At 57.4% G+C, this 12849-nt stretch carries 10 protein-coding genes and 1 tRNA gene; 4 read left to right on the forward strand and 7 right to left on the reverse strand.

Annotated features, from left to right (window positions below; genetic code table 11):
• Positions 1-120: 120 nt before the first annotated feature.
• A tRNA-Val gene (locus tag AB2L51_RS05520) sits at positions 121-195 on the reverse strand.
• Between the two features lie 66 nt (positions 196-261).
• Between AB2L51_RS05520 and AB2L51_RS05525 the strand changes: the two genes are divergently transcribed.
• Both AB2L51_RS05525 and htpG read left to right on the forward strand, forming a co-directional pair.
• Positions 262-1206 (forward strand): N-formylglutamate amidohydrolase, encoded by a 945-nt coding sequence (locus AB2L51_RS05525; RefSeq protein WP_395581635.1) that lies wholly within the window; start codon positions 262-264, stop codon positions 1204-1206.
• Positions 1207-1343: 137 nt separating this feature from the next.
• Positions 1344-3224: a molecular chaperone HtpG gene (gene htpG / locus AB2L51_RS05530; RefSeq protein ID WP_395581636.1), complete on the forward strand. Its 1881-nt coding sequence runs from the start codon at positions 1344-1346 to the stop codon at positions 3222-3224.
• 87 nt (positions 3225-3311) lie between these two features.
• Here the strand turns inward: htpG and mazG are convergent, their stop codons facing one another.
• Positions 3312-4223, reverse strand: a complete 912-nt coding sequence (mazG, locus tag AB2L51_RS05535) for a nucleoside triphosphate pyrophosphohydrolase (protein WP_395581637.1) — start codon at positions 4221-4223, stop codon at positions 3312-3314.
• A gap of 139 nt (positions 4224-4362) precedes the next feature.
• On the opposite strand from mazG, the gene argC reads away from it, so the two are divergent.
• Both argC and AB2L51_RS05545 read left to right on the forward strand, forming a co-directional pair.
• On the forward strand, positions 4363-5283 hold the full coding sequence (argC, locus tag AB2L51_RS05540) for an N-acetyl-gamma-glutamyl-phosphate reductase (RefSeq protein ID WP_395581638.1): 921 nt from the start codon (positions 4363-4365) through the stop codon (positions 5281-5283).
• A gap of 34 nt (positions 5284-5317) precedes the next feature.
• A complete protein-coding gene (locus tag AB2L51_RS05545; protein ID WP_395581639.1) occupies positions 5318-6049 on the forward strand; it encodes an SDR family NAD(P)-dependent oxidoreductase in 732 nt (243 codons plus the stop codon).
• A gap of 270 nt (positions 6050-6319) precedes the next feature.
• On the opposite strand, the gene AB2L51_RS05550 is transcribed toward AB2L51_RS05545, so the two are convergent.
• The 5 genes from AB2L51_RS05550 to cydD are packed head-to-tail and all read right to left on the reverse strand — an operon-like array spanning position 6320 to position 12695.
• Positions 6320-6517: a hypothetical protein gene (locus tag AB2L51_RS05550; RefSeq protein WP_395581640.1), complete on the reverse strand. Its 198-nt coding sequence runs from the start codon at positions 6515-6517 to the stop codon at positions 6320-6322.
• A 14-nt stretch (positions 6518-6531) separates the two neighbouring features.
• The gene (gene cydB, locus AB2L51_RS05555) at positions 6532-7668 is read right to left on the reverse strand and encodes a cytochrome d ubiquinol oxidase subunit II (RefSeq protein WP_395581641.1); all 1137 of its coding nucleotides are present in this window, start codon (positions 7666-7668) and stop codon (positions 6532-6534) included.
• Between the two features lie 15 nt (positions 7669-7683).
• Positions 7684-9276, reverse strand: a complete 1593-nt coding sequence (locus tag AB2L51_RS05560; protein ID WP_166114352.1) for a cytochrome ubiquinol oxidase subunit I — start codon at positions 9274-9276, stop codon at positions 7684-7686.
• Positions 9277-9315: 39 nt separating this feature from the next.
• A complete protein-coding gene (gene cydC / locus AB2L51_RS05565) occupies positions 9316-11037 on the reverse strand; it encodes a thiol reductant ABC exporter subunit CydC (protein WP_395581642.1) in 1722 nt (573 codons plus the stop codon).
• Positions 11034-12695: a thiol reductant ABC exporter subunit CydD gene (gene cydD / locus AB2L51_RS05570; protein WP_395581643.1), complete on the reverse strand. Its 1662-nt coding sequence runs from the start codon at positions 12693-12695 to the stop codon at positions 11034-11036. Before cydD ends, cydC begins: the two co-directional genes overlap by 4 nt.
• Positions 12696-12849 lie beyond the last annotated feature (154 nt).

Here is a 12849-nt window from a genome sequence, read left to right on the forward strand (position 1 = left end):
CGGATTTTCCACAGATACCAGTCTGAAACCATAGACAATGGTGGACTGAAATAGATTTAAACGAGTGGAAAATTTCAGCGGGAGACATGGTATAAACCGCAGTATTCTGCGGCTCAGGAATGGTGGGCGCAACAGGGATTGAACCTGTGACCCCTACCATGTCAAGGTAGTGCTCTACCGCTGAGCTATGCGCCCATTCCTGATGTGTGTGGGCCTTTTATCCTCCTTGCCTTGCAAGCGCAAGCCCACAATAGTGGGAATATGAAAAATTTTGCGTCTTCTTTATTCCCACCCAGCCTGAAGCGGTTGTTTCAGCCTCAGCAGGATATGCAGGAAGAGAGCACAGCCAACAGACAGGCGTCTCCCAATCCGGTTCTGGTCTGCGGCACACCCGCAACCAGCCCCGTGGTGCTGGCCTCCCCTCATTCGGGATATTTTTATCCGGAGACGTTTATACGTATTGCCCGCCAGCCCCTCGACATCCTGCGAAGTGGTGAAGACAGCTTTGTGGATGAACTGGCCCTAGGCGCCCATAATCTGGGGCCACCGCTGCTGAGCGCCACGTTCCCCCGTGTGTTTTGCGATGTAAACCGCGCGGCATGGGACCTGGACAGCCGAATGTTCCATGGCGCCATTCCTTCCTTTGTCGCACCCTCTGAGCAGGGGCGGGCTGGGCTGGGTTCCATACCCCGAATTGTTGCAGACCGCCGCCCCATTTACCGGCATCGCCTCCCCTTTATGGAGGCCGCCTTACGTATCCGCCATTACTGGATGCCCTACCACGCAGCTCTGGCTGATCTGCTACAGGCCGCCCATACGCGGTACGGCTTCTGCCTGCTGCTGGACCTGCATTCCATGCCCGATGCGCCACAGGCAGGCTCGCCCGACTTTGTGCTGGGGGATCGCTATGGCACATCCTGCACGCAACGCCTGACAGATCTGGCGGAGCAGACCTTGCAGGGACTGGGGTTTAAAACCGCCCGGAACGCGCCATACGCAGGGGGGTATATTACGCGCCATTACGGCCGCCCCACCCGGAACATGCACGCCCTGCAAATAGAAATACGACGCGGCCTGTATATGGATGAAACCACACACACACCGCATGAAGGTTTTGCCGCCTTGGCAGAAGCCCTGACCATTCTGGTCGCTCAGGTTCTGGCGCATTTTCCCGCGCAGGAAAAACCAGCGCACAATTCTGGCTGACATGCCCCCGCCAGATATTGAAAACAGGCCCGCCCCACCACATCTGTGCAACCGGAACAGGCAGGGATGCACGACCAATCAGGCGTGGCATACACTGCCCACGTACAGAGTTTATAAGAAATAACAGGGCCAGTAGCATGACAGAAACACCCCCCAACGCCACGACACATCAGGGAAGTGAAACACGCGAGTTCAGCGCCGAAGTGGGGCGGCTGCTCGATCTGGTTGTGCACTCACTGTATTCCGAGCGCGAAATCTTCCTGCGTGAACTGGTCGCCAACTCAGCGGACGCCACCGATCGCCGCCGCTTTGAAGCCCTGACCGATGCCGCACAGGCCCTGCCCGAAAACGCCAAGATCAGCATCAACCCCGACAAGGACGCCCGCCTGCTGACGATCAGCGATGACGGGTCGGGTATGAGCCGGGATGAACTGGTCGCCAACCTTGGCACCATTGCCCGCTCCGGCACCCGCGCTTTTGGCCAGAAGCTTGAAACCGCCAAACCCGAAGACCGCCCAAGCCTGATTGGCCAGTTTGGCGTTGGTTTTTACGCGGCCTTCATGGTGGCGGACAAGGTGGATGTTGTGTCCCGCCGGGCCGGGTCGGATGAGGCATGGCGCTGGTCGTCCGATGGCAAGGGGGCCTACACGCTTGAACCCGCAACACGCGAAAAAGCGGGAACAGACATTACACTCCACATTAAATCCGATGCGGATGAATTTCTGGACCCATGGCGCCTGCAGGCCATTATTCGCAAATGGTCGGACCATATTGCATGGCCCGTGACCATCATGCGTGATGGCAAGGAGGAAGCCGCCAACGAAGGCACGGCCCTGTGGCGCAAGTCCCGCAATGATGTGACGGAAGAACAGCTCGAAGAGTTCTACCGTCATATTTCCCACAACTTTGACAAGCCATGGGATACCCTGCACTGGCGTGCAGAGGGCACGATGGAGTTTTCCGCCCTCCTGTTCATCCCTTCCACCCGTCCGTTCGAGTTTGGCGAACAGACGCGTGAGAGCAAGGTGCGCCTGCATGTGCGCCGGATGTTCATTACCGATGATGCCGAAATCCTGCCCCCATGGCTGCGCTTTGTGCAAGGTGTGGTGGATACGGAGGACCTGCCGCTCAATGTCTCGCGCGAGATGTTGCAGGCAACCCCCGTTCTGGCCCGTATCCGCAAGGCCGTGACCACCAAGGTTGTGAACGAGCTGAAAACCCGCGCCAAGGATGCGCAGGCCTATGCAACGTTCTGGGACAACTTTGGCCCCGTGCTCAAGGAAGGCATGTGGGACGACCCCACCTATAAAACCGATGTGGCAGCCCTTAGCCGCTTCCGCTCCAGTGCGGTGGATACCCTGACCTCGCTGGACGATTACATAAGCCGCATGAAGCCCGAGCAGGATGCCATTTACTACGTAACAGGCGACAATGCAGACGTGCTGAATGCCTCCCCCCAGATTGAAGGCTTCAAGGCCCGTGGGGTGGAAGTGCTGCTGCTATCCGACCCGGTGGATTCCTTCTGGCCGGAACGGCTTGGCACATATGAGGGTAAAAGCCTGCGCAATGTAGCACAGGGCCTGAATGACCTTGAAAAATTTGGCGCACCAGAAGCCAGTACCGCTGAAAAAGCGGATATGGAGACCCTGCTGCCAGCCCTGAAAACCGCTCTGGGGGATGCTGTATCCGACATCCGCGCAACGGATCGTCTGGTTTCCAGCGCCATGGTGCTCAGTGCGCCAGAAGGCGGGCCGGACCTGCAACTGCGCAAGCTCATGCAGCGGAGTGGGCAGGACATTCCGGACGTTACCCCTGTGCTGGAACTTAACCCTGCACACCCCATGATCCATTCTCTGGCCCAAAAGGTGCAGGCAGGGGATAAAATTGATACGTTGGCCCATATCCTGCTTGATGTTGCCAGCATCCAGAATGGTGAAACACCAAAGGATGTTAACGCCTTTTCCCGCCGGATCATGGATTATCTGGCTGGTGGCACGCAGGACGCCAATGCACAGTAACGTCGTGCTGGCTAACCGTAAGGGAGCGCGCTCCCTTACGCCCGCAAAACAGAACGGCTGGAGCAAAGGCTCCAGCCGTTCTGTTTTTCAGGGCTTTTCAGTCTGCTTGACCGCATTCCATACGGCATCCAGCATCTCCACACTCTGGTCCTGCATGCTCAGGCCATCCTGCGCCAGACGGGCTTCCACCGCCTCGAACCGGCGGGTAAACTTGTCACAGGCCTGACGCAGACAGGCTTCCGGGTCCAGCTTCAGGCGGCGTGCAAGGCTGGCGACAGAAAACAGGACATCGCCCAGTTCATCCTGCATTTTTTCCCGGTCATTCTTCTGCATTTCTACCGCAAACTCGTTTATTTCCTCATGCACCTTGTCCAGCACACCAGAAATATCGGGCCAGTCAAACCCAACACGGGCCGCGCGGGATGCCAGTTTGGAAGCCCGAAGCAGGGCAGGCAGAACAGGCGGCACACCCGCCAGCGCACCAGAGCGCCGCGTTGCCTCCCCCCCGGATTGCGCCAGACGTCTGCGCTCCTGCTCCTTGATCGCCTCCCACTGCCCCGGCATGGCGCGTGCGGACAGTTCAGCCGCTACGGGCTGGGACAGAGCGGCACTCCCCAGCACATCCTTGCCAAAGGTGACCTGCGGGTGCCGACGGATCATTTTTTCCGTAACAATTTGCGCCACATCAGCAAAAGCGAATTTCCCCTCCTCTTCCGCCAGCTGCGCCTGATAGACAACCTGTAACAGAAGGTCCCCCAGCTCATCGGGAAAAGCCTGCCAGTCCTGCCGCTGAATAGCGTCGAGCACCTCATAAGCCTCTTCAATGGCATAGGGCGCTATGGTCAGGTGTGTCTGCTCGCGGTCCCACGGGCAACCTTCCTCCGGGTCGCGCAGACGCGCCATAAGAGCGAGCAGCCGCTCAATATTCTGCGCAGCCTTGTGCCGGTTCTGCACGGCATCCACAGGGGACGTTGCGGGGGATTGTGCGCTACGGGTCATGATCTCTGCCTGTTCTGGTGGCCTGCCTCGCGGGCAGCGCGGGACTTTATGTGTTAAACATTGTGCCATAATCCTGTGCCGCGTCTATGCGCTTGCAGGCAGAAAGCCTAATCTACCGCCAGAAACAGGAGACAAAGGCATGACACAGAAACCCGTTATCTTCATTGATGGCGAGGCAGGCACAACAGGGCTGGAAATACGCGAGCGCCTCTCGGCCCTGCCTGTTACGCTGTTTTCAATCGACCCCGCCCGGCGCAAGGACCCTGCTGCCCGCAAGGACGCCATGGCCGCAGCCGACCTGGTTGTTCTGTGCCTGCCGGACGATGCCTCGCGCGAGGCGGTGCATATGGCCGCAACTCTGGGTGATGCCGCCCCTCGCCTGCTGGATGCCAGCACCGCCTACCGTACGGACCCCGCATGGGTTTACGGCTTTCCCGAGCTGGCAAAAGGTCAGGACCGGGCCATTGCCAGCGCGCTGCGCGTGTCCAACCCCGGCTGTTACCCCACGGGAGCCATTGCCTTGCTCCGCCCGCTGGTGGACGCCGGGGTGCTGGATGCCCACTATCCGGTGTGCATTAACGCGGTCAGTGGGTACAGCGGGGGTGGACGCAGCATGATTGAGGCGCACGAGCATGAAGGCGGGCCGGCGTTTGAGCTGTATGGGCTCAGTCTGGAACACAAGCATGTGCCCGAAATCCACCAGCACGCCAACCTTGCGCGGCGTCCGGTTTTTGTTCCTTCGGTCGGGCATTTTGCACGGGGGATGATTGTCTCCATCCCCTTGCATCTGGATGACCTGAAAGGCCATATCACCGGGAGTGATCTGCACACCATTCTGCACGAACACTACGCCGGACAGGCCCATGTGCGGGTTATGCCACACGAACCCGATCTCTCGGCCGAAGCCCTTGCAGGGAGCGACAACATGGAACTGCGTGTGCATGCCAGCACCCAGAACAGACAGGCCCTGCTGACTGCCCGTCTGGATAATCTGGGCAAAGGTGCGTCCGGGGCTGCATTGCAGAACATCAGCCTGATGCTGGGTTTGAAAGACGGTTGAAAACTGGCTTGAATTTTGAAAGGTTTTAACAATCATGAGCAATCGAGTTGCTATTGTAACCGGCGGGAGCCGGGGCATTGGTGCCGCCATTGCAGAAGCTCTGGCAAAAGACGGGTATGATATTGCCATTTCCTATTCCAGCAGTTCGGCTGCTGCGGAAAAGGTTGCGGAAAAAATTCGTGCCATGGGCCGCAAGGCACTAACCATCAAAGCCAACGGTGCCAGAATTGAAGGCAACCGTGAAGTCATTGCCGAAACCATTATTGCCCTTGGCCGTATTGACGTACTTGTCTGCAATGCTGGCACGTATCCCTACGGCCCGATTGATGAAATGACGGTTGCACAGATTGAAAACATCCTGAATCTGAATGTCCGTGCCGTCATGGTGGAAACCATGGAAGCCGTAAAACACATGAAGGAAGGTGGGCGGATTATTTACATCGGCTCCGCTTTTGGTGCGCGCGCACCTTTCCCCGGTATTTCGCTTTATGCCGCCACAAAGGCTGCCCTGCGTGGCTTTGCCAAGGGCGTAGCGCGGGATCTGGGAAGCCGTGGCATTACAGCCAATGTCATCGAACCCGGGCCGATCCACACCGACCTGAACCCTGAAGATGGGGAAAATGCAGCCCTTATCAGCAGTTTTGTCGCAACTGGCACTTATGGCAAAGTGGATGACATTGCCGCCATGGCTGCTTTTCTGGCCAGCCCCAAAGCATCCTACATTACAGGCGCCGCCCTGCCTGTTGATGGTGGGCTAGAAGCCTGAAGCCACCCAGAACTTCCTAAACTTTTATAATAAATAATGGTTTTTATAACCCGCTCTCATAATCAGTTCATGGGGGCGGGTTTTTTGTACCCACAAAACAAAATAGCCTGCATACCATAGGTATGCAGGCTATCCCTTTGTGAGGCTTCCCTGATGCTAGAATCGCAGGCTAGGGAAACATCTTCTTTATAACAGAAAATGCTATTATATAAAACGATAAATACAAAAACGGTACAAAAAATATAATAGCTTCCAGATCTCCCATCATGGTCAGAACTCCCCTTCCGATAGGGCATCTTCGGCCTGTGCATCAAACAGGACGCCACCTGCGGCTGCGACCAGAATGATCATGACCGTACCAACGGCCCATGCAAAATACCAAGGCCCCTGATCACCCACAAAAACGGCAAACAGAAGAGCCACCACCAGAGCCAGACCCAGCCCCGCAAAACGCAGCAATGTGATCATGCGCTCTCTCCTTTTCAGTAACTATGCGTATCTTTGATGATATCTGCGGTGCGGACTTTCCCCCGCATCACGTAATAACACCAGGATGTGTAACACAGGATAATCGGCACAAAGATCAGGGCCACGGCCAGCATACAGGCCAGACCATACTGGCTGGCTGAGCTGTTCCAGATTGTCAGGCTCTGATCGGGACGTGTGGTGGAGGGCATGAAGAACGGGAACATGGCGGCCGCAACCGTACCAATTGTACCCACCCAGGAACCAAGGCCCATCCACCAGGCCATATGAGACCGGTTAGCCCGCACAAGAGCAACACCTGCCAGCATGCTGAACACACCAAGCACAGGCACCAGCCACAAAATGGGATGTGCTGCATAGTTATGCAACCACCCGCCCACCTGCATGCTCACATGCTGCCCCTGCATGGGATTTGCCGCCATGCCAGGGTCGCCCTGCTCAAGCACAAAACCCGATATGCTGCGGATCCATACGCCACCGGCAACGAACAGAACAACCGCCGCAAGCCCCGCACGAATGGCATAGAACCGTGCCCGGTCATGAATGGGGTTTTCCGAGCGGATCATCAGCATGATGCCACCTTGCATGACACTCAGGCAGACAGCCATAAGGCCACACAGAATGGCAAAGGGATTAAGCAGATACGCCAGAAAGGACCCATCCTGAAAGTACTGCCCGGTCCAGTTAAAGTGGTAGCCGACACCTTGCAGAATATTGCCAAAGGCTGCGCCATAGACAAACATGGGCAGAAAGCCGGAAATCAGAAAAACCCAGTCCCAGCTTGCACGCCACAGGCGGGCTTCCACCTTGGAACGGTATTCAAAGGCTACGGGTCGCAGGATCATGCTGAACAGCAGCAGGATCATGACCACATAGAACACCGAAAAGGACGTGGCATACAGCGTGGGGAACGCCGCAAAAATGGCGCCACCACCCAGAATGAACCAGACCTGGTTACCATCCCAGTGCGGACCAATGATGTTGAGCGCGGTGCGGCGCTCCCCGTCCGTGCGCCCCACAAAGCGCAGCAGGGTGCCTACCCCCATGTCCATGCCCACCATCAGGCCAAGCCCGATCAGCAGCACACATAAAAGGCCAGCCCATATAAGCTTGAGAACAACATAAACATCCATGATGCAGGACCTTCCTTAATGCGCCACAACGGACAGGTGTGCGGGATCTGCATCTTCATGCGGACCATGCGCTTCTGGCCCCAGCCGGGCGAACTTGAACATCAGGTAAAGCTCAACCGCGATAAATATGCTGTAAAGCACAGTAAATCCGGCCAGCGAGAACAGCATGTAGGACACGCTGTGTGTGGATGCGGACATAAAGGTGGGCAGACGGTCAAACACGGTCCAGGGCTGCCGACCGGCCTCAGCCGTAATCCAGCCGAACTCGGTTGCCAGAACTGGCAGGGGAATGGACCACATGCACAGTTTGAGGAACAGCGGGTTACGCTCAAGCTGGTTTTTCAGGCTCAGGTAAGACGCCATGGCAAACAGCACGAAAAAGAACACGCCCAGGAACACCATCAGGCGGAACGACCAGAAGGTTACAAAAACATTGGGCAGAATATCGGGCTTTGTCTGTTCAATAACGCTCTGGAGCTGTTCGGGTGCAATGGCGGTGACGTCCTGACCCGGCGCATGGCGGGAGGCAAGCAGACCATACCCCATGTCGTCCTGATGGGCACGGAACTCTTCCAGATCAGCCGCCTGATGGTTTTCTTCATACCGACGCAGGGCACTTACGGCTGTAATGCCAGACGCAATGCGCGGAGCAGCAGCATCTTCCAGTTCGATCATGCCTGTAATGGGCATGCTGAAGCTGTGCGTGATCAGGGGTGTGAGCACAAAAGGCACACCGATCTCAAAAGAACTTTCCTGCTTTGCATCATTGGGCAGGGCCGCGATGATCCAGGGCTCATAGGGAGGCTTGCTGGTATGCCACAGCCCTTCCATAGCCGCGATCTTGGTGGGCTGGTGTTCGTAATCCAGACGCCCCAGCACATCCCCCAGCGTAATAACGGCAACGGTGGAAAAAATACCGAACAGAGCCGCCATACGGAAAGACCGCGCGGCAAAATCCCGGTGCTGCTTGCGCAACAGGTAGAACGCACTGATCCCCATGACAAACAGGGATGCCGCCACATAACCCGCAACCGAAGTATGCACGAACTTGGCCTGTGCATCGGGGTTGAAGACAACACCAACAAAGCTGTCAAATGTCATCCGCAAGGTTTCGGGGTCGAAATGCGCACCGTTGGGCATGTTCATGCTGGCATTGGCGACCAGAATCCACAATGCGGACAGGTTGGAGCCCAGCGCCACCAGATAGGTAACGGCCAGATGCCCAGGCTTGCTCAGCCGGTCCCAGCCAAAAAACATCAGCCCGATAAACGTGGATTCCATGAAGAAGGCCATCAGCCCTTCAATGGCCAGTGGTGTTCCGAACATATCGCCAAAAAAGCGGGAATACATGGACCAGTTGGTGCCGAACTCAAACTCCATGGTCAGGCCGGTTGCCACGCCCAGAGCAAAGTTGATGCCAAACAGCTTACCCCAGAACAGGGTCATATCCTTGTACACCTGCTTGCCGGTTACGACGTACACCGTCTCCATGGCAGCCAGCATAAAGGTCAGTCCCAATGTCAGAGGGACAAACATGAAGTGATAAAGGGCCGTTAACGCAAACTGAAAACGCGAAAGGTCAACGACCGTAGGATTAATTAAGTCCATTTTTTTAACCTTATTACTGAATAAAAGCGTTTTTCACTTTCAGCTCTTCATGTCGCTCCCTCCTCCGGGGCGAAAACACGCGTCCTCCACCCTGATAACCCTGTGCATGAACGGAAGCACCGCCTGCCGGTGGGTCATGCATACAATGGTTGTCCGCTCACACCGCTGCACCAGCGCGGCCATGAGGGCCTGCTCCAGAGGAGCATCCAGCCCTTCTGTTGGCTCGTCCAGAACAAGCCATGGTGTGCCGCGTAACAGGGCCTGAGCCACCGCTACCCTGCGCGCTTGCCCACCGGAAAGGCGCAGGCCATCATTACCAACCCAGGTTTGCAAACCTTGTGGTAAAGACTGAATAAACTGTGTAAGTTGCGCTGTTTCCAGCACATCTGCCAACTCCTGCTCCGTGGCATGTGGGGCGGCAAGCAGAAGATTGTCCCTGAGTGTACCTGCAAACAGGTGGAAGTCCTGTGCGGCCACACTTACAAAAGCAGCCATATCTTCTGCGCACAGTGTGCTCACATCCACCCCGCCAAAGCTGATACTGCCGCTATCAGGCACGTAAAAGCCAAAGAGCAGGTTGATCAGGCTGCTTTTGCCAATACCGGAAGGTCCGATCAGCCCTACATGCTCACCTTGGCGGATGATCAGGTTAGCATTCTGCAAAACAGGGCTTACGGTTTTCGGGTATGCAAAGCTCAGGTCACGCACCACCAGATCATATGGTGCGTGCGGGAGATCTGCCCCCTGCACCACGGGTCGTGGCGCGCTGGAAGGGCAGGCAGCATCCAGCCGCATGGTGGCAAGCTTTGCCTGCGCTGCGGCCTGACGCGCCAGAGGCAAAGGAGCCGCCACATCAAAAGCAGCCAGAACCCCCAGCACCAGCATGGGAACTTCCGCAACACTCAGTTGCCCCACCCGACAGGCATTCACAGCCAGAACCAGAACCCCCAGCGCCGTAGCAAAGGTGATAAGGGTTATCAGCCCCCGCGCGGCACTTTCCAGCACATCCAGCTTCCAGCATGCCTTGTCCATTCCGGCCTGCTGCACCTGCCACAGTCTGGCCCGGCCACTGGCGGCATCCAAAAGCAGATATTCCCCCATATTCTGGAGTGTTTGCGCCAGTTCCGCCTGGATGTGGCTCTGCTTTTCGGCTTCTACCCGCACCAGCCGGTCCATTGCAGGGCCAGCCAGCAAGGGTACCAGAACGCCGCCAAGCAACAGCCCTGCGGCCAGAAGCGCTGCCGCAGAGAGCGTAAAGCAGGCGAATACGCCTACAAACACAACACCACACAGCAACGCCCGCAAAAAGGGCAATGCGACATCCGTGTAATATGCTGCCACTTTGTCCGTATCAGAGACAAAGCGCCCCAGCAGATCACCACCCTGCTGGTCCACCAACCCGGCAGGGGCAAGCGGAGCAAGGCGTGCGTAAACCCATGCACGCAACTGCCCGCCCAGACGGAGTGCGCCATCATGCGCCACAACCCGCTCCAGATAGCGGGCCAGAATGCGGACCATGGCAAAAAACCGCACACCGGTTGCTGGCAGCACAATATTGAAGGCCCGCGCCACGGCTTGCCCACCCAGCCCTGCAACCGCAGCCCCCGCCAGCAGCCAGCCTGACAGGAAAAGCAGCCCAAAACTGGCCAGGGCCGCAGCACAGGCGAACGCGACACCCAGAGCAAGACGCCAGCGCAGCGCGACCGAAAGACGGAAAAAACCTTGCGCCCCACCGGCCAGAGAGTCTTGTGGCATGTTCATGCAACAGTCTCCTTCTGCACGGGAAGACTCTCTACTGTGCCGCCAGCCACATGCAGCAGCACATCTGCCCGGTCAGCCAGCGCCTGCCGGTGCGTTGCAACCACCACAATGCGTCCGGCCACACACCGGCGCAGGGCATTGGCCACATGCAATGCGCTCGCTACGTCCAACCCTGCTGTGGGTTCGTCCAGCACCAGAACATCCGGATTTTGCAGCAATGCCCGCGCCAGAGCCAGACGGCGGACCTGACCACCTGACAGACGGCTGCCCCGTTCGCCTATATGCGTTTCAAACCCATCGGGCAGGGCTTCTATAAATCCCAGCGCATCCGCCAGATCTGCTGCCTGCCGCAACTGCTGCATATCCACACCCGGCGCACCCAGACGCAGGTTGTCGGCCACAGTGCCAAAAATCATAAGCGGGTGCTGCGGGACCCAGGCCATGCGCACACCATCAAGCGCCATGGGCCGTCCGGATGTATCATAAGCTTCCAGACGTCCGGCAGCGGGCTGCAAAAAACCTAAAAGGGTATTGAGCAACGTGGTTTTGCCCGCACCACTTACCCCCGTTAAAACAGTCAGGCGGTTACGTGCAAAATGGCAGGTGACATGCTGCAAAACAGTTGCGCCATCGGGAGCATGCACCTCAAGCCCGGTGCATGCCAGAGTACCAACACTCCCAACCGGCTGCGGTGTCTGCATACCGTAACGCCCTGCCTGCGCTGGCAGGGCAAACAGTTTACCCATATGCTCCATGGCCGCCCGGGCGTTCTGCCGTGCGTGGTAACTGGCAGAAAATGTCCGCAGAGGCATAAAATATTCCGGAGCCAGCAAGAGAACCAGAAAAGCAGACCGAAAATCCGCCGTGCCAGCCAGCAGGCGTGTGCCAAAAACAACGGCAACCAGTGCAATGGACAGGCTTGAGAAAAACTCCAGTGCGGCCGATGTCAGGAACGCCACCTTCATGACAGACAAAGTTGTGCGTCCGTGCGCCTCCGCCAGTCTGGTAATCCGGTCCAGACTGTCCTGCGTGCGACCAAACAGACGCAGGGTTTTCAACCCCCGCAACGCGTCCAGAAAACTCCCCCCAAGCAGGGACAGTTCCCGCCACCGCCGGTCCATGATGGTTTGCGCGCCATAGCCCACAAACACCATAAAAACCGGCACAAGCGGACCAGTGCAGGCAAGCACGACCAAGCTCCACCCGTCCACCCCCGCCACCACCGCCAGAATAAGGAGTGGCAACACCACCATCATGGCGGCAGAAGGCACATACCGGGCAAAATAGGGGACCAGCGCGCGCGCGCCCTCTGTAAACGTGGTCACGATCTCCCCTGCGGGCACACCAGCGCACACCACGGGCCCCGCCGCAAGCAGGTGCGTCAGCAGCCGCCCCCGAACATGGCCCGCCACCCGCAGACCCGCCTGCGTTCCCAGGATATCAGACGCAAAACGTGCCCCCACCTGCCCCACAAGACAGGCCAGAATCAGCCCGAACACAGAAATTTCCGTTCCCGGACCACGACCATGGAACGCCAGATCATCCACAAGATGGGCCAGCAGGATAAACTGGCACACCAGCAGAACAGCCGACACACCACCGCACACAACAGAACCAAGCAACCAGCCACGCACCTGACGGGCCAGTCCCTTTGTCATATCTGCGCCGTCTGATCGGGCGGGTGTGGCGTCCATGGCTCAATACTTACATAATTTTCTTAACAATTCTGTTAGTTACATTTATCTGTAACTTTAGTCAAGAGCGATACGGAGTTGAGAATTTTCTCAACTACAAGAAAGAGCTACTCTTTCC

Origin of the sequence: Acetobacter fabarum (genome assembly GCF_040702925.2) — a bacterium.
Lineage (GTDB): Bacteria > Pseudomonadota > Alphaproteobacteria > Acetobacterales > Acetobacteraceae > Acetobacter > Acetobacter fabarum_B.

Bases quoted from the DNA above. Each gene is read 5' to 3' on its own strand.
- AB2L51_RS05525 (WP_395581635.1), top strand. From the start codon at position 262: ATGAAAAATTTTGCGTCTTCTTTATTCCCACCCAGCCTGAAGCGGTTG.
- htpG (WP_395581636.1), top strand. From the start codon at position 1,344: ATGACAGAAACACCCCCCAACGCCACGACACATCAGGGAAGTGAAACA.
- mazG (WP_395581637.1), bottom strand. From the start codon at position 4,223: ATGACCCGTAGCGCACAATCCCCCGCAACGTCCCCTGTGGATGCCGTG.
- argC (WP_395581638.1), top strand. From the start codon at position 4,363: ATGACACAGAAACCCGTTATCTTCATTGATGGCGAGGCAGGCACAACA.
- AB2L51_RS05545 (WP_395581639.1), top strand. From the start codon at position 5,318: ATGAGCAATCGAGTTGCTATTGTAACCGGCGGGAGCCGGGGCATTGGT.
- AB2L51_RS05550 (WP_395581640.1), bottom strand. From the start codon at position 6,517: ATGATCACATTGCTGCGTTTTGCGGGGCTGGGTCTGGCTCTGGTGGTG.
- cydB (WP_395581641.1), bottom strand. From the start codon at position 7,668: ATGGATGTTTATGTTGTTCTCAAGCTTATATGGGCTGGCCTTTTATGT.
- AB2L51_RS05560 (WP_166114352.1), bottom strand. From the start codon at position 9,276: ATGGACTTAATTAATCCTACGGTCGTTGACCTTTCGCGTTTTCAGTTT.
- cydC (WP_395581642.1), bottom strand. From the start codon at position 11,037: ATGAACATGCCACAAGACTCTCTGGCCGGTGGGGCGCAAGGTTTTTTC.
- cydD (WP_395581643.1), bottom strand. From the start codon at position 12,695: ATGACAAAGGGACTGGCCCGTCAGGTGCGTGGCTGGTTGCTTGGTTCT.